The following is a 23302-nucleotide window of genomic DNA, read 5'->3' as shown; positions in this document are numbered from 1 at the left end:
ATTAGCTCAAAAGTTCATTCAACTGGTCTGACAACTTCAGAGGGGAGTTCCGATGCGTACCAAACCAAGCTTGAAATCATCGCGTTCCAAGACGCCGATCGCGGGCAGGCTGCTGTCCGCCTTCGCCATCGGCGTGGCCGCCCTGGGCTTCAGCGCCGCCCAGCCGGCGCAAGCCGCCGACAATGTGCTGAACATCTACAACTGGTCGGACTACATCGCGCCGACCACGGTGCCGGATTTCGAGAAAGAGACTGGCATCAAGGTGCGCTACGACACCTTCGATTCCAACGAAACCCTGTTCGCGAAGATGGTGGCCGGCGACACCGGTTATGACCTTGTCGTGCCGTCGTCCAACTGGGCGGCCATCGATATCAAGGGCGGACTGCTGCATCCCATCGACAAGTCCAAGATTCCCAACTACAAGAACCTCAACCCGTTCTTGATGAAGCAACTGGCAACGGTCGATCCTGGTAACAAGTACCTGATCCCCTGGATGTGGGGCTACACCACGGTCGGCATCAATGTCGAGAAGGTCAAAAAGGCGCTGGGCAGCACCCCTATGCCGGCCAATCCCTGGGCGCTGCTGTTCGACCCGACTTACGCCAACAAGCTCAAGTCCTGCGGCATCTCCTTCCTGGATTCGGGCGGCGACATCATGGAGGCCGCGTTCAACTACCTCGGCATTCCCCAGAGCACCAACAAGCCGGAAGATTTCCAGAAGGCCTGGGACATGCTGCAAAAAATTCGTCCAGACGTGAACGAATTTTCATCCTCCGGCTACATCAACGACATGGCGTCCGGTTCGATCTGCGCGGCGCTCGGCTGGTCGGGTGACATGGGCATTGCCTCCTACCGTGCCAAGGAAGCCAAGAACGGCCAGGACATCAAGGTGTTCCCACCCACCCACGGTGCCGTCATCTTCATCGACACCATGGACATTCCCGCCGATGCCAAGCACATCGACAACGCCTACAAGTTCCTCAACTACCGCCTGCAGCCCAAGGTCTGCGCCGCCGACACCAATACGGTGTACTACGCCAACCCGGTTCCGGCCTCTTTGCCCATGGTGCTGCCGCGCGTGAAGGACAACGACTATGTGTTCCTCGACTCGGCCATGATGAGCAAGCTCATCCCGCCCAAGGTCTACACGAGTGAGGAACGCCGACTCGTCACCCGTCTCTACACCAAATTCAAGACGGGCCTGTAAGCCGCGTACCGCCCACGCTTCGGAGACCGTGGGCGGCAGTTTTCCCAGAGCAAGTCAAGAGAACGACAACATGCCGGAGCAGAACAACCATGCACCGGCCCGGCCACCAGCGGGCGGGGCTTTCCTCAAGATCGATGCGGTGACCAAGAGCTTCGGCGATGTGGTCGCGGTCGACCATATCGACCTGGACATCGAGAAAGGTGAAATCTTCGCCCTGCTGGGCTCGTCGGGTTGCGGCAAGTCGACCCTGCTGCGCATGCTCGCGGGGTTCGAGACGCCAACCAGCGGACGCGTCCATCTCGCCGGCCAGGACATCACCGATCTTCCGCCCTACGAGCGGCCGATCAACATGATGTTCCAGTCCTACGCCCTGTTCCCCCATCTCACCGTGTTCGACAACATCGCCTTCGGCCTGCGCCGCGACAAGATGGACAAGGCCGCGGTCACGCAGCGCGTCGAGGAGATGCTCGAACTGGTTCAACTCAAACCCTATGCCAAGCGCAAGCCGCACCAGCTGTCGGGCGGGCAGCAGCAGCGCGTGGCGCTGGCGCGCAGCCTGGCCAAGCGGCCCAATCTGCTGTTGCTCGACGAGCCTCTGGCCGCGCTGGACAAGAAGCTGCGCGAACGCACCCAACTCGAGCTCGTGAGCATTCTGCGCAAGGTCGGCGTGACGTGCGTGATGGTCACGCACGACCAGGAGGAGGCCATGACCATGGCCGATCGCATTGCCGTGATGCGCGAGGGATGCTTCCTGCAACTGGGCACGCCGAGCGAGATCTACGAGCATCCGCAGACCCGCTTCGTCGCCGATTTCATCGGCAACGTCAACCTGTTCGAGGGCCGTCTCGTCACGGACGAGCCCGACCATTGCGAGGTCCAGACAGACGAAGGCCTGTTCCACATCGGCCATGGCATCGCGGGGGCGCTGGGCATGGAACTCAACGTCGCGCTGCGGCCCGAGAAGATCGTGCTCAGGCCCGGCAGCCAGCCCCAGGCCAACAACGCCATGCAGGGCGTGATTTCCGGGCGCTCGTACATGGGCAGCTACACGATGTACGAATTGCTGCTGCCGACGCAACGGCGCATGCGCGTGACGGTGTCCAACGCCGATCGTCATGCGGATCCCTTCGAGGTCGGGGCCACGGTCACCGCGAGCTGGGCCGACACCTCCCCGGTGGTCATCGTCGACTGAGATCGCATCGCCATGAACGACCTCGGCAATCCCACAGGCAAGCAGCCCAGGAAACCTCTGAACTGGGGTCGGCTGGCCGTCATCGGCTCGCCGCAGCTCTGGCTCGTCGCCTTCCTGCTGGCGCCCTTTTTCATCCTGCTGAAGATCAGCCTGTCCGAGAGCAATGCCCTGGGCATCGGATTCGAGCCGATCATCTCCTATGCCAACGACAGCCTGCAGTTCAAGCTGCGTTTCGGCGCTTACCTCGCGCTGTTGCGCGACAACCTCTACATCCTCACGTATCTGTCGTCGCTCTGGTATGCCTTCCTCACCACGGTGTTGTGCCTGGCGATCGGCTACCCCTTTGCCTATTTCATGGCGCGGGCCAACCCGAGCGTGCGCCCGGGCCTGCTGATGCTGGTGATGCTGCCGTTCTGGACTTCCTTCCTCATCCGCATCTACGCCTGGAAAAACCTGCTCGACGTCAACGGCCTGATCAACCAGTTCCTCATGTGGGCCGGCATCATCCACACGCCGCTGCGCATGATGTTCACCGAGTTCTCGTTCATGATCGGCATGGTCTACGGCTACATCCCGTTCATGATCCTGCCGCTCTACGCCACGCTGGTGAAGATGGACACGCGCCTGATCGAGGCCGCAGCCGATCTGGGCGCCACGCCACTCAAAACCTTCTGGCTGGTGACGGTTCCGCTGTCGCGTTCCGGCATCATCGCCGGCTCCCTTCTGGTGTTCATTCCGGCCGTGGGCGAGTACGTCATTCCCGAATTGCTCGCCGGCCCGTCCACGCTCAACATCGGCCGCGTGATGTGGAACGAGTTCTTCGCCAACCTCGACTGGCAGCGGGCTTCCGCCGTGGCCATCGTGATGATCGCCCTCATCCTCGTGCCCATCGCCATCTTCAACAAATACCAGACCAAGACCATGGAGGCGGCGCGATGAAACGCTCCATGGCCGTCCCCATGACCTGGATGACCCTGGTCTACGTCTTTCTTTACCTGCCCATCGTCGTCCTGGTGGTGTACTCGTTCAACGATTCGCGCATGGTCACCATCTGGGGGGGCTGGACCCTGAAGTGGTACGGCGCCGTCGTGCATGACCACGAAGTCATCAGCGGGCTCATGCTTTCGCTCAAGGTGGCCCTGGCCACCGCGACGACCTCGGTGGTCCTGGGCACGCTCGCCGCGTTCGCGCTCACGCGCTATCGCCGTTTTCGCGGCAAGGGCCTGCTGAACTTCATGATCAACATTCCCCTGGTCATGCCGACGGTGGTCATCGCACTGGCCTTGCTGCTGTTTTTCGTCACCGTGCAAAAGGCCATCGGTTTTCCCCAGAAGGGCTTTTTCACCATTTTCATCGGGCATACCGTGATGGCCATCTCCTACGCCACCGTGGTCGTGCAGTCGCGCCTGAAGGAGATGGACCAATCCATCGAGGAGGCGGCCATGGATCTCGGCGCGCGTCCCTTCCAGGTGTTCATGCTGGTCACGCTGCCGTCCATCTCGCAGGCCCTCGCCTCGGCCTGGCTGCTGGCGTTCTCGCTTTCGCTCGACGAGGTGGTGATTTCCGCTTTCCTGTCGGGGCCTGGCAGCACCACCTTGCCGGTGGTCATCTTCTCGCGCGCCCGCCTGGGCCTGAGCCCGACCATCAACGTGGTGGGCGCCATCACCGTCTACCTCGTCATCGTCGCCGTGGCCATCAGCAGCGTTCTCATGGCCAGGCGCGAGCGCTTGCGCGCCAAGGAAAGCGCCGACGCGTACCGACAGCAAATGGATTTCCATCCGGCCATCCATGCGGGGGATACCGGAACCGTTTTGTCGTAGTCCGTTCACAACGTTCGCTCAGGGAGAAGACCATGCAGAAGAAGTTCAGATTGTCGATATTGACGCTCAGCCTCGGCTTCGCGCCGGCCATCGCCATGGCCGACACGAACGCCGACATCCTCAAGGAAATCGACGCCCTCAAGGCCAAGGTGCAGCAGCTCGAAGCACAGGTTCAGGCCAACCAAAAGGCCACCGAAGAGGCCGCGCAGGTGGCCAACCACGCGGACGTGCAGGTCAGCGGCATCAAGCAGCAGACCGACAAGTCGGGTCTCAAGGGTCTGACCGTCACCGGCATGATTGCGCCGGCTTATGTGTATAACCAGGATCAGCAGGCGAGTTCGTTCGTATTCCTCAACAGGTCGAACGGTAGCCCGAGCAATGGGACGCTCTACAACTATGACAATTCCTATTTTGGCGGGGCCTACATCCAGTTCCAGAAGGTGACCGAGGGCGGAACCAAGTGGAACCTGACCCTGGCGCCAGACCGTGGCGCGGGAACATTGATGAACGGCCAATCCATCGTGCATGAGGCCTCGGTGGCCTTGCCGCTCAATGACAGCACCAAACTTATTGCCGGCCAGATTCCCGACTGGGAAGGCTATGAGTACACCTGGGACAACCAGACCAAGACCATCACCCACAACCTGCTGTTCGATTTCGCCGAGGTCACCGCCTACACGGGTGTCGGCTTGGATATGACCAGCGGCAACTGGGAGTGGAAGACGATGCTGGCCAACGTGAACTCGCCGCGCTACTACTACGGCGGCAACGGCGGCCGAGCCCCTGCGCTGGTGTTCCGCGCCGACTACAGCATTCCCGGCTACGATAGTGCGGGAGTTGGATTCTGGGGGTTGGTGGGCAAGGTGCCCAATGCCAATACCGCGGCCTTCCCCAGCGGCACGTCCAGCACGGCGATGTTTGAGGTCGATGGCTACTACAACAAGGGCAACTGGGGCTATTACGGGCAAGTCAGTGCCGGCCAGCAGACGGGCGCCGCCTACAACGGCGACACGGCGAAGTGGTACGGCCTGTCCGGTTTGGCCACCTACAACTTCACCCCGCGCTTCCTTGGTTTTGCCCGCTTCGATTATTTGAACGATTCGAAGAACGGCGGTGGCTTGGTTGGTGGTTATCTGGTCGGATATCAGGATGGGAACAACGGTTTCGGCCCGGGCCAGGTCTATGACCCGGCCGCTGGCACGTGGAGTGTGGTCGACCCCAACACCGGCGCCAATCGCTACGCCCTTTCGCTCGGCTGGAACTACCTGCTGACCCAGTCGACCACCTTGAAGATGGAGTACCGTTACGACCGCTCCAACCTCAACACCTTCTACAACGTGTCCGACGGCACCTACAAGAAGGACAACAATCTGCTGGCCGCGTCGCTGGTGGTGAGCTTCTGACCCTGCTTCGCAACCCCACACAAGGCCGGCACAGACCGGCCGATTTTTTCCGGGGCCTTTCCCCGGCCTCGTGACCACGGAGATCCGCATGAACGCCCCCAACCCCCGCGACCTCTGGCACGCCCGCGCCGCCGACCGCATCGCCGCCGGCATCGACGGCCGCATGCTCGTCAACGGCCAGCGCTTCAACGCCACCGACGGCGACTTGTTCGATTGCATCTCGCCGATCGACGGCAAGGTCATCGCCCGTGTCGCGCGCGGCAAGCAGGCCGACGTCGATCGCGCGGTGGAAGCCGCGCGCGCCGCGTTCAACGACCGTCGCTGGGCGGGCAGGCCGCCCGCCGCGCGCAAGAAGGTCATGCTGGCCTTTGCCGAGCGGATGCGCGCCGCAAGGGACGAGCTGGCATTGCTCGAAACCCTGGACATGGGCAAGCCGATCCGCAACAGCCTGTCCACCGACGTGCCGGCGGCGGCGCGTTGCATCCAGTGGTTCGGCGAGGCGGTGGACAAGATCTACGACGAGATCGCCCCCACCGGGCATGACGCGCTGGCCCTCGTCACGCGCGAGCCGGTGGGGGTGGTCGGCGCCATCGTGCCGTGGAACTATCCCATGCTCATGGCTTCGTGGAAGCTCGGCCCCGCGCTGGCCGCGGGCAACAGTGTGGTGCTCAAGCCCAGCGAGAAATCTCCGCTGACCGCGCTGCGCCTGGCCGAACTGGCGCTCGAGGCCGGGCTGCCCGAAGGCGTGTTCAACGTCGTGCCGGGTTATGGGCACGAGGCGGGCGAGGCGCTGGCGCTGCACATGGACGTGGACGCCATCGGCTTCACCGGCTCCACCCGCACCGGCCGGCGCATGTTGGACTACGCGAGCCGCAGCAACCTCAAGCGCGTGTACAACGAACTCGGCGGCAAGTCGGCCAACATCGTGTTCGCCGACTTCGACGACCTCGACCGCGCCGCCGCCACCGCGGCCGGCAGCATGTTCTACAACCAGGGCGAGTCGTGCAACGCGCCGTCGCGTCTGCTGGTGGAGGAAGGGATAGCCGACGCTTTCGTCGCGAAGCTCAAGGCGCTGGCGCCGCAATACGCCCCGGCCGATCCGCTCGATCCCAAGACCGTGCTGGGCGCCCTGGTCGACGAGGGCCAGACCCGGACCGTGATGGGCTATATCGAAGCCGGCCTGGCGGAAGGCGCGGCCTGTGTCGCCGGCGGCTGCCGGGCGCTGGAGCACACGGGCGGGCAGTATGTCGAGCCGACCGTGTTCGATCATGTGCGCAACAGCATGAAAATCGCGCGGGAAGAGATTTTCGGCCCCGTGCTGTCGGTGATCCGCTTCAAGACCGAGGCCGAGGCGGTCGCGCTGGCCAACGCCAGCGACTACGGCCTGCACGCGGGCGTCTGGACCCGGCACATCGACCGCGCGGTGCGCGTGTCGCGTGCGCTGCACGTGGGCACCGTGCACGTGAACCAGTACGACGAGGACGACATCACCGTGCCCTTCGGCGGCGTCAAGCAATCGGGCAACGGGCGCGACAAGTCGCTGCACGCCTTCGACAAATACACCGAACTCAAGACCACCTGGATGCGCATCGACGCGGCCTGAGACGGGCGATTTTCAAGGAACCACCATGAACCATTCCCGCAACGAACAACTGCAAGCCCGCAGGGCCGCGGCCACGCCGCGCGGCGTCGGCGTGATGGCCGGTTTTTATGCCGACCGTGCCGAGGGCGCCGAACTCTGGGATGTCGAGGGCCGTCGCTACATCGACTTCGCCGGGGGCATCGCGGTGCTCAATACCGGGCATCGCCATCCGAAAATCGTCGCCGCCATCCAGGAGCAGCTGCAGCGCTTCACCCACACTTGTTATCAGGTCGTGCCGTACGAGGGCTACGTGGCGCTGGCCGAGAAGCTCAACGCGCTGACGCCCGGCGACTTTCCGAAGAAGACCGCGCTGTTCTCGACCGGGGCCGAGGCGGTGGAGAACGCCATCAAAATCGCGCGCTCGTACACCAAGCGCGCGGGCGTGATCGCCTTCGGCGGCGCTTTCCATGGGCGCAGCCTGTTCGCCGTGTCGCTCACCGGCAAGGTGCAGCCGTACAAGGCCGGCTTCGGCCCCTTCCCGCCGGAGATCTATCACGTCCCGTTCCCCGGCCAAGGGGTGTCGCTGGACGAGACCAAGAAGGCCGTCGAGCACCTGTTCAAGGCCGACATCGAGCCCTCGCGCGTCGCCGCGATCATCTTCGAGCCCATCCAGGGCGAGGGCGGCTTCAACGTCATCCAGGCCGAGGCCGTGAAGTGGCTGCGCGCGCTGTGCGACACGCATGGCATCGTGCTGATCGCCGACGAGGTGCAGACTGGATTCGGCCGCACCGGCAGGCTGTTCGCGATGGAACACTACGTCGAGCAGACCGGCGTGCTGCCCGACATCATGACCATCGCCAAGTCCCTGGCCGCCGGCACGCCGCTATCGGCCGTGACCGGCCGCGCGGAGATCATGGACGCTCCCGCCCCCGGCGGCCTCGGTGGCACCTATGCCGGCAACCCGCTGGCCGTCGCCGCCGCGCTCGCCGTCATCGACGTCATGCGCGACGAAAACCTGCCCGCGCGCGGCCAGCACCTCGGCGACACGCTCAAGGCGCGGCTCCAGGCCCTGCGCGCGCGGGTGCCGCAAATCGCGGACATTCGCGGGCTGGGCGCGATGGTCGCCGTGGAGTTCAACCACCCCGCCGCCGGGCCGTCCCAAGCCGGAGCGCCCGACGCCGAATTCACCAAAAGAGTGCAGCAGCAAGCGCTGGACCGGGGGCTGATTCTGTTGACCTGTGGGGTGCACGGCAACGTGCTGCGCTTCCTGTTTCCGCTCACGATTTCCGAGGCGGTATTTGCCGAGGGGCTGGACATTCTGCAAGCGGCGCTGCTTGCGGCCTAGGGTTTGTTCACGCCCTAAACGCCCCTTCCGGTGACTGCAGACCTGCAGTCACCGGCTTGCTGTGACGAGCTTACCTTACCATGGGTCGGAGACGCACCGCCACGATCCATGACGCCAGACACCCTCATCGCCTGGGATCAGGTCCGCAGCCCCTTGAGGCGCAACGGACTGTTCGCGCACGCCGATGAGGAGCGGGAGTTCCTGCGCGGCGAGTGGGATTACGTCGGTGCACGCCTGCGCAGCATCGGGCTCTGGGGGACGGTGGCTTTCATGCTGGCGGCCATCACTGATTTCACGGTGCTGGGGGCCTCGCCCGCGTTTTTCGGCATTCTGGCGTTGCGTTTCGTGGTGGTCGGCCTCGGCGTGCATCTCGTCCGGCTCGGGCGCCGCCGCGAGGCGCCTGCTTCCCAGATCTTGACGCGCGCGCTTTCGGTCTTCGAGGGCGCGATCGTCGCCATTTTCCTGTTGGTGGTGGCGGCCTATGGCGGAGCGGTCGACTACCACGCCATCACCGCGCTGCTGCTGGTCATCGCGCTGTATGCCTATGCCCCGGCGCTGAGTTCGGTCTCGCTGTGGCTTGGCCCCGCCTTCACCCTGTTGTTCCTGCTCGAAGCGGTGTTTGTGCTGCACGCCCAGCCCAAGGTCACCAGCATCGTGGCCGTGCTGCTGGCTTTCGTCAATTTCGCCGGCTGGCAGATCGCAGTGCAGTTCAACCGTATGCAGCGCCTGAACTGGTTGGACCGGCAGCACCTGCGCCGCGAGGTGGCCGAACGCCTCGACGCCGAGCAGCGCGCGCTCGTCGGCGAGGAAAGTCTGCGCCGCTTGTTCGATATCACGCCGATTCCCATGGTGCTCACGCGCCAGTTGGACGGGCGCGTGCTGCATTACAACCAGGCAGCCGAAAACTTGCTGGACCCGGTTGGCAAAGCGCGTGCCGGGCTCATTCCATTCAGCGCGGATTTTTTCGTCAGCGAGGAACAGTTTGCCCAGCAGCGCGAAATCCTGGCGCGCGATGGCCGCATCGGCCCCTTGGACGTGCGCCTCAAGACCACCGAAGACAAGCCGGTGGACGTGATGCTGTCATCGGCGCTGCTGCAGTTCCACGGCGAGCCGGCCATCATCACCAGCCTGGTGGAAATCACCGCGCGCAAGACCTACGAGCGCGAACTGCAGCGCCTGGCCCACACCGATCCCTTGACCGGGTTGCTCAACCGTCGCGGTTTTTTCGCCGAGGCCTCGGCGCAGCTCCAGGCCGCGCGCGCCAGTGGTGGGGCGCTGACGGTCTTGCTCATCGACGCCGATCATTTCAAGCGCATCAACGACACCCATGGCCACGGCGTGGGCGACCAGGTCCTGAGACAGATGGGACTCGCCATCCAGACTGCCCTTTGCGAAACGGCCGTACTGGCACGCGTCGGGGGCGAGGAGTTTGCCTGCCTGATATCCGGCGCTTCGCTGCAGCGGGCGGGCGACATCGCCGAGCGCATCCGCGCCCGCGTTGTCGCCCAGGAGCTGCGCTGCGGCGAGGTGACGCTCCAGGTGAGTCTGAGCATCGGGGTGAGCCAGGTGCTGGAGTCTGAACAGCGCATCGACGACGCGTTGAGCCGCGCGGACCGGGCCATGTACGCGGCCAAGCAGGCAGGACGCAACCGGGTGAGTCTCGCGGTCTGAGGATGGGCAGGCCATCGCGTCGCGATGCGGCGTCTTCGGTGCCGCTGAGGCGCCGCATCGGGCCTGCCGCGCCACCCTTGCTTGCTTTGATGGTGGGGAAAGAAAAAAGGCCGGGATCGCTCCCGGCCAAGGTCCAGTTCCCGATGCCCGCGTAGCCGGCACAGGCCGCGCCTCTCAAGGCGCGGCAGCGCCCATCGCGGCAAAAAGTCGAAGTACCGCGCGCTGCCAGGGGCGATCCGGGGAGCGCCCGCGGCGAACCGATAAGTCCTTCATGGCCATGCTCCGATGTCAGGCGAGGTCGAAGCGATCGAGGTTCATCACCTTGTTCCAGGCCGCCACGAAGTCGCGGACAAACTTTTCCTGCGCGTCCGTGCTTGCATAGACTTCTGCCAGGGCCCGCAACTGGGAGTTCGAGCCGAAGACGAGATCGACGACGGTGCCGGTCCACTTCAGCGCGCCGCTGGCGCGGTCGCGCCCTTCCAGCACGCCTTCAGTCGCCGAACGCTGCCACTTCGTGCCCATGTCGAGCAGGTTGACGAAGAAGTCGTTGCTCAAGACGCCGGGACGCTGGGTGAACACGCCGTGCTTGCTCTGGCCGTAGTTGGTGTCCAGTGCGCGCAGGCCGCCGACCAGCACGGTCATCTCCGGCGGGGTGAGGTTGAGCAACTGCGCCTTGTCCACCAAGAGTTCGGCAGCCGCACCTTCCAGACCCTTGCGCGCGTAGTTGCGGAAACCGTCGGCGCGCGGTTCGAGCACGGCGAAGGCGTCGACGTCGGTCTGCTCCTGCGTGGTGTCCATGCGGCCCGGGGTGAAGGGGACCGTCACGGCGTGGCCGGCCTTCTTGGCCGCCGCCTCGACCGCCGCGCAGCCGCCGAGCACGATCAGGTCGGCCAGCGACACCTTCTTGCCGCCCGTGGCTGTGGCGTTGAATTCGCGCTGGACACCCTCCAGGGCCTGCAGCACCTTGGCCAGTTGCATGGGCTGGTTGACCTCCCAGCCCTTCTGCGGCGCGAGGCGGATGCGCGCGCCGTTGGCGCCGCCGCGCTTGTCGGAGCCACGGAAAGTGGAGGCCGCCGACCATGCGGTGTAGACGAGCTCGCGCGTCGTCAGGCCGCTGGTCGCAATTTTGCTCTTGAGCGCGGCAATGTCGGCAGCGTCGATCAGCGGGTGGTCGACTGGCGGCACCGGGTCTTGCCAGATCATCACCTCCTTGGGCACCAGCTTACCGAGGTAGCGGCTGCGCGGACCCATGTCGCGGTGGGTGAGCTTGAACCAGGCGCGGGCGAAGGCGTCGGCGAATTCGTCGGGGTGGGCGAGGAAGTGACGTGCGATCTTCTCGTAGGCCGGGTCATAGCGCATGGCCATGTCGGCGTCGGTCATGATGATCGGCACTTTCTTGCTCGGGTCGTCCGCTGCCGGGGCCATGTTCGAATCGTTGTGCACCTTGGGCGTCCACTGGCTGGCGCCGGCGGGGCTCCTGGTCGGCACCCATTCGTTGTTGAACAGCACCTCGAGATAGCTCATGTCCCATTTCGTCGGCGTGGGTGTCCACGAGCCCTCGAGGCCGCTGCCGATCTGGTCGCCGCCCTTGCCGCTTTTGTAGGTGCTGATCCAGCCCAGGCCCATCTGCTCCACCGGAGCGGCTTCCGGCTCGGGGCCGACGTGGGTGGCGGGGCCTGCGCCGTGGCATTTGCCGAAGGTGTGGCCGCCGGCGGTCAGCGCCAGGGTTTCGTAGTCGTCCATCGCCATGCGCGCGAAGGTCTCGCGCACCATCTGCGCCGAGACGAGCGGATCGGACTTGCCGCCCGGGCCTTCGGGGTTGACGTAGATCAGGCCCATCTGCACTGCGGCGAGCGGATTTTCGAATTCGGCCGCCTTGGTGCCCTGGCGCTGGTCATCCAGCCACTTGCCCTCCGAGCCCCAGTACACGGAGTTGTCGGGTTCCCACTGATCGGGGCGGCCACCTGCGAAGCCGAAGGTCTTGAAGCCCATGCTCTCCAGCGCCACGTTGCCGGCCAGCACGATGAGGTCGGCCCAAGAGAGTTTTTTACCGTATTTCTGCTTGACCGGCCACAGCAGGCGGCGCGCCTTGTCGAGGTTGACGTTGTCGGGCCAGCTGTTGAGCGGGGCGAAGCGCTGCTGGCCATGTCCGGCGCCGCCGCGGCCGTCGCCGATGCGATAGGTCCCTGCCGCGTGCCAGGCCATGCGGATGAACAGCGGGCCGTAGTGGCCGTAGTCGGCCGGCCACCAGTCCTGCGAGTCGGTCATCAGCGCCTTGAGATCCTTGACCACGGCGTCGAGATCAAGGCTCTTGAACGCTTCGGCGTAGTTGAAGTCCTTGTCCATCGGATCGGACAGGGGCGAATGCTGGCGCAGCATCTCCAGGTTCAGCTGGTTTGGCCACCAGTCGCGGTTCGACGGACCGCTGCCAGCGGTGTGATTGAACGGGCACTTCGTTTCGGTTGACATGTGTTCTCTACCTTGGGTCGTTTGATTCCGCCTCGGAGGATCCTTGGTGCGAATGGGCCAGAAATCGGCAAGAGGAACTGTAGGCTTTGAACTTAGAAATTGAAAATTGAAAGTTCTCATGTGATTGATTGAATAAATCTTCATCTCCTTGTCCCGTGTATCCGACAATCGGACCCATGACCTTTGACCACACCATGTCCGACACCCTGTCCGGCGGCGGCCTGCGCCTGGCCGACTTCGATTTCCACCTTCCCCCCGAATTGATTGCCCAGCACCCGGCGGCCGAGCGCAGCGCCAGCCGGTTGCTGGACGCCCGCAGCCAGCCGCCGACTGACCGCGTGTTTCGCGATCTGCCCGAGCTGCTGCAGAGCGGCGACCTGCTGGTGTTCAACGACACCCAGGTGATCAAGGCGCGCTTGTTCGGTGCCAAGCCTACGGGCGGAGCGGTGGAACTTCTGGTCGAGCGCGTGCTGGACGGCAATGAAGTGCTCGCCCACCTGCGGGCGAGCAAAAAACCCGCCCCCGGCACGGTGCTCGACATGCAGGGCGGCTTCCATGCCGAAGTGCTCGGGCGCTGGCCCGACGCCGGCGGCGCCCTGTTCCGCCTGCGCTTGAGCGGAGACCCCTACGCCCTGATGCAGGCGCATGGCCATGTGCCGCTGCCGCCCTACATCCACCACGCCGACGACGCCGACGACGCGCGGCGTTACCAGACCGTGTTCGCCCGCGTTCCGGGCTCGGTGGCCGCTCCCACGGCCGCGCTGCATTTCGACGAGGCCTTGCTCGCCGCATTGGATGCGCGCGGCGTGACCCGCGCCCATGTCACGCTGCACGTGGGCGCCGGCACCTTCCAGCCGGTGAAGGTGGCCGACATCGCCCGGCACCGCATGCACAGCGAGCGTTTCGAGGTGCCGGGCGAGACCCTTGCCGCCATCGACCGCGCGCGCGCGCGCGGCGGGCGCGTGATTGCCGTGGGCACCACCACCGTGCGCACGCTGGAAACCGTCGCGCAGCGCCTGGACTCGGGCGCGCAAATGGGGAGGGACTGGCCCACGCTGCGCGGCGAAACCGACATCTTCATCACGCCCGGCCATCGCTTCGCCCTGGTGGACCTGTTGATCACCAACTTTCACCTGCCCAGGTCCACGCTGCTGATGCTGGTGTCGGCCTTCGCCGGCACCGAGACCATCCGCACCGCCTACGCCCATGCCATCGCCGAACGCTACCGGTTCTTCAGCTATGGGGATGCGATGCTCTTGGCGAGGATGTGAGACGGGCGGCGTGAGCGCCCCCGATTCAAGGGGCGCACAGCATATCGGTATTCCCGTATGTTCTCCAACTGCACACACGGGACGTGACACGCGCCTTAAGCGCGGGATGATCCCCGGTCGAGTGCCGGTTCGATCCGGCGCGAGATTCCTGCGCCCACCGTGGTATTGAACCCTCCGGCAGATATGCCGTACCGCAGGGGCGCCAAATTGAGCTAGCCGAATAACAATGATCTGGCAGGCCCCACAACAACCGAATGACAATGATCGTTCGCAAACCCGGAAAGTAGCCGGACAGGCAACCGTTCTGGTGCTGGATGCTGACAGCCGCGCCGGGTTGGCCTGCGTGCAGTCTCTTGGGGCAGCGGGAGCCAAGGTGCATGCCGGACTGCGCAAGGCAGGCTCGTTGACCGAGCGTTCCCGCTGGTGTCATGCCGTTCATCTGCAGCCGTCCTATGAACCGGCGGAGCATGCCCTTGCATGGCTGCTGGAATTGGATGCCGCACATGCCTACGCGCTTGTCGTCCCGGCGACCGAAGGCTCGTTGCGCTGGTTGCGGATGTTGCCGGAATCACACCCGTTGCGCCAAAAAGCACAAATCGCCAGCGACGCGTCCATCGACATCGCATTGGACAAGGACAAGACGTGTGAACTGGCACGCACCCTGGGCATCAACATCCCTACTTCGCGGCGCATCGAGCAGGGCGGTACGCCGCCCACCGCGCACGGTTTTCCTTGCGTGCTGAAACCTTTGCGTAGCAAAGTCATCGTCGCGGGGCGACTGGAAACCATCGCTGTCGTCGTGGCCCGAGATGCAAAAACCCGGGACGCCACCTATTCAGCATGGCTGCCATATACAGGTGTGCAGGAACAAGAGTGGGTGCCCGGGCGTGGTGTAGGGGTTGAGGTGCTCTATCGTGATGGCGAGCCTTTGCTCGAATTTATCCATGAGCGCCTGCACGAATATCCTCTGCAGGGAGGTGCCAGCACCTTGCGTCGTGCGTCGTCTTCCGATCCGGAGCTTTTGGAGTTGACGCACCGACTTCTACAACCCCTGCGCTGGCATGGCGTGGCCATGGTCGAATGGAGACGCGCACCCGATGGGCGTTTATGCCTGATGGAGATCAACCCGCGTTTATGGGGTTCTCTGCCGTTGACTCTAGCCGCGGGGGTGAACATACCCGTCGCCATGTTTGAAATGGCGATGGGGGAGACTCCAAAATCCGTACGAGCATGGAAAGTCGGCATGCGGGCGCGCAATGCCACGGAAGATTTGCGTTGGCTTGCCGCTGATTTGCGTGCGGACCGCAGCGACCCATTGCTGCTCACGGAGCCGCCACTACGTGCCGCGCTCGGATGGCTCGGTGTGTTCGGCGGTCGTGAACGCTGGGACGGTTGGCGCCTGGACGACCTCGCCGTGGCCGGGGCGGAAACAAAAGGGCTCCTGCGCATGCTTGCCAAGGCCGTCGTCTCGCGGTTGTTCAGGCGTTTTCAGGCCACCCGTCTCGGGCTGCACCATCGCGCGGTCGTCGATGGTATTCGCCGCCGAGAAAAGCCCGTTCGGCGGGTGCTCATTCTCTGCTACGGAAATATTTGCCGCAGTCCCTTCGCCGAGATGCTGGCCATGTCCCGTCTTCCTGGTGTTGAAGTCATGAGCGGCGGGTTTCATCCGAAGTCAGGACGCTCAAGTCCGCCACACTTGGTGGTGGCCGCGCGCGAATTCGGCGTGGATCTAACCCGATGGCGCTCGCAGGTACTGACTCCTGAGCATGTCGACCGCTCGGAGTTGATCTTGGCCATGGATCTCGAGAATCTGGATCGATTCAAGCAACAGTTTCCGAGTGCTTTGGCGCGCACAACGCTGCTGGGGTTGTTTTCACCATCCTGCCGTCTTGAAATTCCAGATCCTTATAACCTGAATTACGAACAAACACGGCAGGTCCTGCAGGAGTTGAGCAAGGCTATCGATGGACTGGCCCGTAGCGATGCTATCGTGTCGAACGTTTTTGTTTCGCGGTGACAAGATTTGGTTGAGCGATGGTTTCACGAATATGAAATTCTATTTGTCACGCCACTTATAAGATGAATTCATACCCATCGAGGTCGTCGCCTTTCGATGGCGAGATCGTGTTGGCGTGATTTTCGAATCTTTCTTGGCGAGAGCCATATTTTTCGTCTGCAAGAATATTTTGCATGGCGTGCGAATCTGGAGCTTTGGGTCTGATATGAAATTCTCCGTCATCATTCCGACGCGAAATCGCTCGCACATTCTGAAGGTCGCGCTTGATTCTGTTTTACGTCAAGATTTTTCGGATTTTGAGGTTTTGATTGTCGATGATGCCTCTGAATCTGAGCACCAAAGAATAAATGCAGATATTGCGCTGGCCGCGGGTGTGAAGGTAACTTATTTATTGTTGCAGCAGGGCAGCGGCGGAGCGCACGGTTTGCCAGCTGTCAGCCGCAATGCTGGCATTGCGGCCGCGAATGGCGAGCTACTGGCCTTCTTGGATGACGATGACCATTGGTCCGACCCCGAATATCTGAGCAGGGCTGCGCAAGCCTTCAAGCTTTGTCCCGATCTGGAATTCCTGTTCGCTGACCAGCAAGCTTGGTTCAACGGCCAATGCGTCCGGGAACATTGGCAGCCGAACCTGCGGCTGCGTTTGCGAGGTCGAACGCAGGTCGGCGAAGAATTGTACGAACTCAGCAGGGCGGATTGTCTTGCCGTTGATGTCGTGACAACCCAAATGAATGTATGTGTGTTCAGGCACGATTTTCTGCAGCGCCTTGGTGGATTTAACCCAAAGCTTGGGTATGGGGAAGATATGGATATGTATGTGCGTGCAGCTGACGCCGCAAATAAAATATATTTCCTTGATCGTGTTGTGGCTATACATAATAGGCCGGATCGTCAGAAAAATTTGAACATGTCAAGCCTCGCTGGTATGCATAAGATGCTGATTGGCATGGCGATTGCCAATGATTTGATGTGTGTTTGTCGGACACCCGAGGCATGGCGCTACGCCCGTCATTGGGCTGCCACAGATAGCCGCGATCTCGCACGTTTTGCCGAGGAGGTCTGGGGGCCTGGGCGAGCATTAACATGGGCCGCTGTCGCTTTGGCATACCGATTCACTCTCAAGTGGTTTATTTATGTGGGTTTTTTATTTGTTCGCGGTCTAGTTTACCGGGATAAAGCGATTCGTCAGAACTAGTCATCATGGTTGCCAACAGGCAAGTCGGCGGGGGTCGATCTCCGTCCGATCCGTAGGTTGCACGCAAGCGTGCAGAGCTACATGCTGTGAACGTGTCATCAGCACCTGTTGAGGAGACCGACCATGGACGAGGGTAGCAAGGTTTACGTTGGACTGGACGTTCACAAGGACTCGATCGCGATTGCGCACGCGGCACCGGGGCGGGATCCGGCCCGATTACTGGGCGAGATCACGCACGACGTGAACCGGTTGATCAAGAAGCTGCAGCCGCTGGGCGATCCGGACGATGTGCACATCGTCTACGAGGCCGGGCCGACGGGGTATGGCCTGCAGCGCAAGTTGCGGGGGCTTGGCTACGCATGCGAGATCATCGCCCCGTCGCTGATTCCCCGGCGCGCCGGGGACCGCGTCAAGACGGATCGGCGCGACTGCTTGCGCCTGGCGGAGTTGTCGCGCGCTGGCGAGCTCAAGGCCATCTGGATTCCCGACCCCGCGGATGAGGCGATTCGCGAGTTGTCCAGAGCGCGCGAGGACGCCGTCAATGCCCGCACCAGGGCCCGACACCAGTTGCGCGGCTTCCTCTTGCGCCACGACATTCGCTATCCCGGCAAGACGGCATGGACCAAGACCTTCGGTCGCTGGCTGGCGACCTTGAGTTTCGAGGCGCCCGGCAGCCAGATCGCCTTCACCGAGTACTGCCTGGCGGTGCAGGCGTGCGACGCAAGGGTGGATCGATTGAGCATGTCGCTGCTGCAGGCCATCCAGGGGTGGCGCTTCGAGAGCGTGGTGCGGGCGCTGTGCACCTTGCGCGGCATCGACGCGGTCAGCGCGATCGGACTGGTGGCGGAGATTGGCGATATCGCGCGCTTCGACCACCCGCGCAAGCTCATGGGCTACCTCGGGCTGGTGCCCTCGGAGCGATCCAGCGGCGAGCGCGTCAGCCGCGGACCGATCACCAAGAGTGGCAATGCGCATGCGCGCAGGTTGCTGACCGAAGCGGCCTGGTGCTATCGGTTCAAACCGCGGGTGGGCTACCAGGCGCAGCGCCGGCAGGAGGACTTGCCCGAGTCCACGCGCGCCATCGCCTGGAAGGCCCAACTCCGGCTGACGGACCGTTACGCCAAGCTGCAGGCTCGCGGCGTCACCATCAACAAGGTCTGCGTGGCGGTTGCCCGCGAGCTCGCAGGCTTTGTCTGGGCCGTGGCTTGCAACGCGAGCAACATCTACGTGAAGCCTGTACCCGCAGCAACCTGAACCACGACCATGACAACCCGCAGATCGATCCGGCGATGCGCCGTGGCTCCCGATAGGAGGAACCCTCGAGCCTGTTATCCCGGCATTCGACACGACGAGTGATCCGCGCAATTAGAGCGAGGCAGCCTCCGCGACGAATCGATGAACGGTGGTACCCAATCCACGGATACGAGCTTGATTCATCGCCGCGCCTTGCCACTGCGCATCACCCGATCGATCTGCATTCTTATGAAACACGTTCATGCCACAGTTGACACTGGCGACCATACGAGCAGGCCATTGAAGAACCCGACGGTTTCGTTTCGAGGGCGAAGTGCAACACCTTTGGTTAACAGGCCGTTAAGAACCCAATGGACGCAAGTATTCCTGCTCTGGGAATCGCATGATGGCGCTGGCCGGCTGCTCAATTTCTGCGCAAGAAGCCCGATTCCAGCCGGAATCGACCTGCCCGAGGCGTTTGGCGCAGCCATTTTCATGATTTTGTCGCCCATCACGCGAACTGCGGACGCAATGCGGCCAGGGAACGCAGCCGCGTGAGGTTGTAGGCCGCCATCGTCAAGGTCAGGAGCTGGTCGACCTTGTCCAGGCCGCACACCATGACATGGCGGATCGGGCCGATCGTTTTGCCCCAGCCGAAACATTGCTCGATGCACTTGCGCCGGCGCTGGCTCGTTGCCTGGCGGTTGTGCCGCGTCGTGCCATCGGTGGCGCTACCGCCGGTGCGGCGCGTGTTGCGCGCAACATGAGGGGGAAACTTTTATGTTCCGGCACGCCATGACCAAGCCGCAGGTGTCGTCGCCCTTGTCGGCGCCAACCATCAAGTGCCTATGGGAGCGGGGTACCTCGCCCAGCATGGTCGCCACCACGTCGCGTTCGGCGTAGGCGGTGGCCGTGCTGGCGTGCACGTTGACCGCCAGACCATGGCGGTTGTCGGTCAGCACTTGGCCGCGAAAGCTCAGCTGCGCGGACGCCGCGCTGCGCTTGCGATGCGGCCGGCTCTCTGGATCGGCCGCGGAGGCGCGCGTGCTGTTCCTACGCTTGTCAGCGGCTTGTCGGAGAACTGCTCGACGGGCTGGCACACGCTATGGAGCCACGGCAGCGGCATCGAAATCGCCCAGCTTCACGGTGCTGAACAAGGCTGCGTTGTTGCTGTCGGTTCCTCGCATCCGCTTGAATTGCTGGCGATCGGGGCGGCAGCGTCAAGTGAAATCCGCCTTTTCTTCTTTCTTTTCTCTTGGCACGCACGGATGGGTGAGATCGGCCTGGGGGCAGCTTGAGCCGTTCGAGCGCGACTCGGCAGGTGTTCCCATTGCATGGGTTGTCCTGTGAAATTTCCGATCGGTCCCTAATGCAGGGGGTGGTGAGTCAAATTATTTTTCAGTACGTTACGCATAGAAATATATGGACCCAGATTGCCGAGGCTTGGCCGCATCGTCCCTGTGTCCTTAACGAGGATCACATGCGTATCGAATCCATCACGACCGTTGCGCAATTCGACGCGCTCCAGGATCGCTGGCGCGACCTGGAAGCGGTCTGCCCGACCACCAGCATCTTTCTGACCTGGGAGTGGCAGCGCTTGTGGTGGAGGCACTATGGACAGGCCAGGCAGTTGTGCATTCTGGCGGCCTGGGACGGCGGAAAGCTCCTTGGGGTGTTGCCGTTGTATATCGAAAAACGCAGGCTGCGCGGGGTTCTGCCGGTACGCAAGCTGCGGCAGATCGGCGCCGGAGGCGACACCGCGCCCGATGATCTCGATCCTCTGCTGCACGCGGCGTGGCTCCAACCTGTCGCAAAGGCTCTCGCCGAGCATGTGGCCCAGCATCTGGCCGGCTGGGATGCGCTGGACTTCAACGACCTGCAACCCGACGCGCCTTTCACCGTGGCGCTCATCGACGCGTCCAGGCGCAATGCCGCCTGGCTGCGGGTGGGGGAGCCGTCGCGGATCATCTACGGAGTGTTGCCGGCGAACTGGGAGGCGTTTCTTGGGGGCCTGAGCTATCACCGTCGAGGCGTCGTGCGACGCCTGCGGCGCAAGTTCGAGCAACAGGATGGGGCGCGAGTCATCCAATCGCACGAAGATGTCTCGCTCGATGCCGCCTTCGATCGCCTGGCCAAATTGCATCGTCTGCGCTGGGCTGGGCGGACCGACCAACCCAGTTTCACGACGCCCGAATATCTCGGATTCCACCGGGAGTTGATGCATGCCTTGCTGGCACGCGGACGCTTGCGTTTGCTGGAGCTGGAACTCGGCGGGCGCAGCGTGGCCATGCTCTACGGCTACAGGCTGGGCGACAGGTTCTACTATTTCCAGAGCGGATTCGACCCCGGCGTGGCTCCGCTGAGCCCTGGCGAGCTGTTGCTCGGCTATGCCATCGAGAGCGCGATCCTCGAAGGCTGCGCGACCTTCGACATGCTCAAGGGCGATTACGACCACAAGCGACATTTCTTCCAGCAAACCCGCGGCACCGTCGGCGTGAAAGCCTATCGCCCCGGCGTCGCGGCATGGGCTTACCGCTGCAAGGAATGGCTGGACGCGCGTGCCAAGCCGCCGCATGGCGCCAATCAGCCCCAAAGCCGCCAGACGGCCGATGTCGAGGCGGGATGAACCGGCCGCCCCCGGAGCAAACCAAGATGCCTGAGCATTCACCGCCGGCCGGCGCGCTCGTGAGCGTGGTCATCCCGGCCTACAACGCGCAGGCCACGCTGGGCGAGACCTTGCGCAGCGTTCTGGCGCAGACCCACCGCAGTCTGGAGATCGTGGTGGTGGACGACGGCTCCACCGATGGCACTTGGCAACTCGTGCAGGGATTCGGTGACGCCGTTCGGGCCATCCACCAACCCAATGCGGGTCTCGCCGCGGCCCGTAACGCCGGGCTGGCGGCGGCGCGAGGCGAGTTTATCGCCTTGCTCGACGCCGACGACCTGTGCGAGCCCGAGCGCATTGCGACACAGCTCAAATATCTGCAAGAGCACCCCGACGTCTTGCTGTGCAGTTCCGATTTCAGCGGCTTCGACGCCCAGGGGTCGTTGGGGGCCTCGTATTGCGGCCAGTACTACGCGCGTTGCCATGCGGCGCACGGAGGACCCGCGGCGCGCTACCCGGAGCATGGGACCCTGGACATCTCGGATTGCCTGCCTGGCACCTCCCGGCTGACCACCGTGCCGGTCTATCAGGGGCGGGTCTACGCGCAGCTTGCGCTGGGCAATTTCGTGCATCCGCCCACCGTGATGTTTCGGCGCAAGGCCATCGACCTCGCGGGGATGTTCGATCCGGACATCAAGATCGTGTGCGATTGGGAATGGTTTGTGCGTGTCGCCCGCGCCGGGCCGATCGGGTTCATCGACCGGCCGCTGCTGCGCTACCGGCGCTCGCCCACTCAGAGTTCGTCCGATCCGCGCACGCCGCTCGATTCCCTGGTCGTGGCGCGCCGCATCTATGGCCGCGACCCGGACCTGCGCAGGAACGATGCCGGGGAGGTCCGGCGCCATCTGGGCGCGCTGAGCCTGGACGCCGCCTACGCCCTGTCCGAGGTGGAGCGCGGGCGAGCCCTGCGTCTTCTGCTGAGCAGCCTGTTCGCCTACCGGACGTTCAACGCCAAGACCTTGCGCACCCTGTTCAAGATCGCGACGCCCGCCATGTTCCTCGGGCGTGTGCGCCGTTTGCGCGCGCGCCTGGCCTGAGCCTGCGGCGCGACCCCGGCGGGTCTGAAACAATGCCGGGATGCTGCAATTCACCATTCACCGCACCGCCGGACACGCCCGCAGGGGCACCCTCACCCTCAACCACGGTTCGATCGAGACGCCGCAGTTCATGCCGGTGGGAACCTACGGCACGGTCAAGGGCATCACCCCTGCCGGGCTGAAGGATGCCGGGGCCCAGATCATCCTCGGCAACACCTTCCACCTCTGGCTTCGTCCCGGCCTGGACGTGGTGCGCGCGTTCGGCGGGCTGCACCGCTTCATCGGCTGGGACGCGCCGATTCTGACCGACAGCGGCGGCTTCCAGGTCTGGAGCCTGGGGCGCAGCGCCAAGATCAGCGAGGAGGGCGTGCGCTTCGCCTCTCCGGTCAACGGCGACAAGCTGTTCCTCACGCCCGAGGTCAGCATGCAGATCCAGACCGTGCTCGACGCCGACATCGTCATGCAGTTCGACGAGTGCACGCCCTACGACGTGCAGCGCGGCGGCGAAACCCACATCACGACCGAGACCGAAGCGCGGGCGTCGATGGAGCTCTCCTTGCGCTGGGCCGCGCGCTGCAAGGCCGAGTTCGCCCGGCTGGACAATCCCAACGCGCTGTTCGGCATCGTGCAGGGCGGCATGTTCGAGTCGCTGCGCGATGCCTCGCTGGCGGGACTGGTGGACCTGGACCTGCCCGGCTACGCCATCGGCGGCCTGAGCGTGGGCGAGCCCAAGGAAGACATGCTGCGCCTGCTGCGCCACACCGCGCCGCGTCTGCCTGGCCACAAGCCGCGCTACCTGATGGGGGTCGGCACGCCGGAAGACCTGGTGGATGGCGTCGCCGCGGGGATCGACCTGTTCGACTGCGTCATGCCGACCCGCAACGCACGCAACGGCCATCTGTTCACGCGCTTCGGGGATCTGCGCATCCGCAACGCCCGCTTCAAGCTCGACCAGCGCCCGATCGACGAGACCTGCGCCTGCCCGGCCTGCCGCCAATTTTCCCGCGCCTACCTGCACCATCTGGACCGCTGCCGGGAAATGCTGTTCGGCATGCTCGCCACGGCCCACAACCTGCACTATTACCTTGGCCTGATGCGCGAGATGCGCGAGGCGCTGGACGCCGGACGCTTCGACGATTTCGTCGAGCGATTCAGGCGCGACAGGGCGCGCGGAGTCGCCTGATTCTGCGGCCGG

16 protein-coding genes and 1 pseudogene are annotated in these 23302 nt (G+C 63.7%); 15 read left to right on the top strand and 2 right to left on the bottom strand.

Annotated elements, in window-relative coordinates; translation table 11 throughout:
- Positions 1–52 precede the first annotated feature (52 nt).
- The 8 genes from THIARS_RS02190 to THIARS_RS02155 all read left to right on the top strand — a co-directional run bounded on the left by THIARS_RS02190 (position 53) and on the right by THIARS_RS02155 (position 10220).
- A complete protein-coding gene (locus THIARS_RS02190; protein ID WP_094159274.1) occupies positions 53–1207 on the top strand; it encodes an extracellular solute-binding protein in 1155 nt (384 codons plus the stop codon).
- Positions 1208–1277: 70 nt separating this feature from the next.
- Positions 1278–2399, top strand: coding sequence for an ABC transporter ATP-binding protein (locus THIARS_RS02185; RefSeq protein ID WP_094159273.1), 1122 nt, complete (start codon positions 1278–1280; stop codon positions 2397–2399).
- Positions 2400–2411: 12 nt separating this feature from the next.
- Positions 2412–3338, top strand: a complete 927-nt coding sequence (locus tag THIARS_RS02180; protein ID WP_094159272.1) for an ABC transporter permease subunit — start codon at positions 2412–2414, stop codon at positions 3336–3338.
- Positions 3335–4219, top strand: coding sequence for an ABC transporter permease (locus THIARS_RS02175; RefSeq protein ID WP_094159271.1), 885 nt, complete (start codon positions 3335–3337; stop codon positions 4217–4219). Before THIARS_RS02180 ends, THIARS_RS02175 begins: the two co-directional genes overlap by 4 nt.
- Before the next feature lie 32 nt (positions 4220–4251).
- Entirely contained in the window at positions 4252–5622 is a 1371-nt protein-coding gene (locus THIARS_RS02170; protein ID WP_094159270.1) for a DUF3138 family protein, read from the top strand.
- 88 nt (positions 5623–5710) lie between these two features.
- On the top strand, positions 5711–7225 hold the full coding sequence (locus THIARS_RS02165) for an aldehyde dehydrogenase (RefSeq protein WP_094159269.1): 1515 nt from the start codon (positions 5711–5713) through the stop codon (positions 7223–7225).
- Between the two features lie 25 nt (positions 7226–7250).
- The gene (gabT, locus tag THIARS_RS02160; RefSeq protein WP_094159268.1) at positions 7251–8549 is read left to right on the top strand and encodes a 4-aminobutyrate--2-oxoglutarate transaminase; all 1299 of its coding nucleotides are present in this window, start codon (positions 7251–7253) and stop codon (positions 8547–8549) included.
- Between the two features lie 108 nt (positions 8550–8657).
- The gene (locus THIARS_RS02155; protein WP_094159267.1) at positions 8658–10220 is read left to right on the top strand and encodes a GGDEF domain-containing protein; all 1563 of its coding nucleotides are present in this window, start codon (positions 8658–8660) and stop codon (positions 10218–10220) included.
- A 288-nt stretch (positions 10221–10508) separates the two neighbouring features.
- On the opposite strand, the gene katG is transcribed toward THIARS_RS02155, so the two are convergent.
- Positions 10509–12689, bottom strand: a complete 2181-nt coding sequence (gene katG, locus THIARS_RS02150; protein WP_094159266.1) for a catalase/peroxidase HPI — start codon at positions 12687–12689, stop codon at positions 10509–10511.
- A gap of 176 nt (positions 12690–12865) precedes the next feature.
- On the opposite strand from katG, the gene queA reads away from it, so the two are divergent.
- The 4 genes from queA to THIARS_RS02130 all read left to right on the top strand — a co-directional run bounded on the left by queA (position 12866) and on the right by THIARS_RS02130 (position 18426).
- On the top strand, positions 12866–13960 hold the full coding sequence (gene queA / locus THIARS_RS02145; protein ID WP_245845447.1) for a tRNA preQ1(34) S-adenosylmethionine ribosyltransferase-isomerase QueA: 1095 nt from the start codon (positions 12866–12868) through the stop codon (positions 13958–13960).
- Between the two features lie 226 nt (positions 13961–14186).
- Positions 14187–15977, top strand: a complete 1791-nt coding sequence (locus THIARS_RS02140; protein ID WP_094159265.1) for an arsenate reductase/protein-tyrosine-phosphatase family protein — start codon at positions 14187–14189, stop codon at positions 15975–15977.
- Between the two features lie 205 nt (positions 15978–16182).
- Positions 16183–17172, top strand: coding sequence for a glycosyltransferase family 2 protein (locus THIARS_RS02135; RefSeq protein ID WP_141202313.1), 990 nt, complete (start codon positions 16183–16185; stop codon positions 17170–17172).
- Positions 17173–17295: 123 nt separating this feature from the next.
- Positions 17296–18426: an IS110 family RNA-guided transposase gene (locus tag THIARS_RS02130; protein ID WP_094159263.1), complete on the top strand. Its 1131-nt coding sequence runs from the start codon at positions 17296–17298 to the stop codon at positions 18424–18426.
- Between the two features lie 490 nt (positions 18427–18916).
- On the opposite strand, the pseudogene THIARS_RS02125 reads toward THIARS_RS02130, so the two are convergent.
- Positions 18917–19469, bottom strand: a pseudogene (locus THIARS_RS02125) (transposase); the annotation flags it as partial.
- Positions 19470–19885: 416 nt separating this feature from the next.
- Between THIARS_RS02125 and THIARS_RS02120 the strand changes: the two are divergent.
- From THIARS_RS02120 to tgt, 3 genes are read left to right on the top strand one after another with little or no spacing between them, the layout of a single operon-like run.
- A complete protein-coding gene (locus THIARS_RS02120; protein ID WP_186436537.1) occupies positions 19886–21031 on the top strand; it encodes a GNAT family N-acetyltransferase in 1146 nt (381 codons plus the stop codon).
- Positions 21032–21057: 26 nt separating this feature from the next.
- Positions 21058–22107, top strand: a complete 1050-nt coding sequence (locus tag THIARS_RS02115) for a glycosyltransferase family 2 protein (protein ID WP_094160570.1) — start codon at positions 21058–21060, stop codon at positions 22105–22107.
- Positions 22108–22147: 40 nt separating this feature from the next.
- A complete protein-coding gene (tgt, locus tag THIARS_RS02110) occupies positions 22148–23290 on the top strand; it encodes a tRNA guanosine(34) transglycosylase Tgt (protein WP_094159261.1) in 1143 nt (380 codons plus the stop codon).
- Positions 23291–23302 lie beyond the last annotated feature (12 nt).

Source organism: Thiomonas delicata (genome assembly GCF_900088825.1).
Taxonomy (GTDB): Bacteria; Pseudomonadota; Gammaproteobacteria; order Burkholderiales; family Burkholderiaceae_C; genus Thiomonas_A; species Thiomonas_A delicata.
Note: the sequence above shows the minus strand (reverse complement) of the source record. Positions and strands in the feature narration are given on the sequence as shown.

Coding starts and splice junctions, on each gene's coding strand:
- queA (WP_245845447.1), top strand. CDS start 12,866: ATGACCTTTGACCACACCATGTCCGACACCCTGTCCGGCGGCGGCCTG.
- THIARS_RS02165 (WP_094159269.1), top strand. CDS start 5,711: ATGAACGCCCCCAACCCCCGCGACCTCTGGCACGCCCGCGCCGCCGAC.
- gabT (WP_094159268.1), top strand. CDS start 7,251: ATGAACCATTCCCGCAACGAACAACTGCAAGCCCGCAGGGCCGCGGCC.
- katG (WP_094159266.1), bottom strand. CDS start 12,689: ATGTCAACCGAAACGAAGTGCCCGTTCAATCACACCGCTGGCAGCGGT.
- tgt (WP_094159261.1), top strand. CDS start 22,148: ATGCTGCAATTCACCATTCACCGCACCGCCGGACACGCCCGCAGGGGC.
- THIARS_RS02170 (WP_094159270.1), top strand. CDS start 4,252: ATGCAGAAGAAGTTCAGATTGTCGATATTGACGCTCAGCCTCGGCTTC.
- THIARS_RS02120 (WP_186436537.1), top strand. CDS start 19,886: ATGCGTATCGAATCCATCACGACCGTTGCGCAATTCGACGCGCTCCAG.
- THIARS_RS02190 (WP_094159274.1), top strand. CDS start 53: ATGCGTACCAAACCAAGCTTGAAATCATCGCGTTCCAAGACGCCGATC.
- THIARS_RS02175 (WP_094159271.1), top strand. CDS start 3,335: ATGAAACGCTCCATGGCCGTCCCCATGACCTGGATGACCCTGGTCTAC.
- THIARS_RS02185 (WP_094159273.1), top strand. CDS start 1,278: ATGCCGGAGCAGAACAACCATGCACCGGCCCGGCCACCAGCGGGCGGG.
- THIARS_RS02180 (WP_094159272.1), top strand. CDS start 2,412: ATGAACGACCTCGGCAATCCCACAGGCAAGCAGCCCAGGAAACCTCTG.
- THIARS_RS02135 (WP_141202313.1), top strand. CDS start 16,183: ATGAAATTCTCCGTCATCATTCCGACGCGAAATCGCTCGCACATTCTG.
- THIARS_RS02155 (WP_094159267.1), top strand. CDS start 8,658: ATGACGCCAGACACCCTCATCGCCTGGGATCAGGTCCGCAGCCCCTTG.
- THIARS_RS02115 (WP_094160570.1), top strand. CDS start 21,058: ATGCCTGAGCATTCACCGCCGGCCGGCGCGCTCGTGAGCGTGGTCATC.
- THIARS_RS02140 (WP_094159265.1), top strand. CDS start 14,187: ATGATCTGGCAGGCCCCACAACAACCGAATGACAATGATCGTTCGCAA.
- THIARS_RS02130 (WP_094159263.1), top strand. CDS start 17,296: ATGGACGAGGGTAGCAAGGTTTACGTTGGACTGGACGTTCACAAGGAC.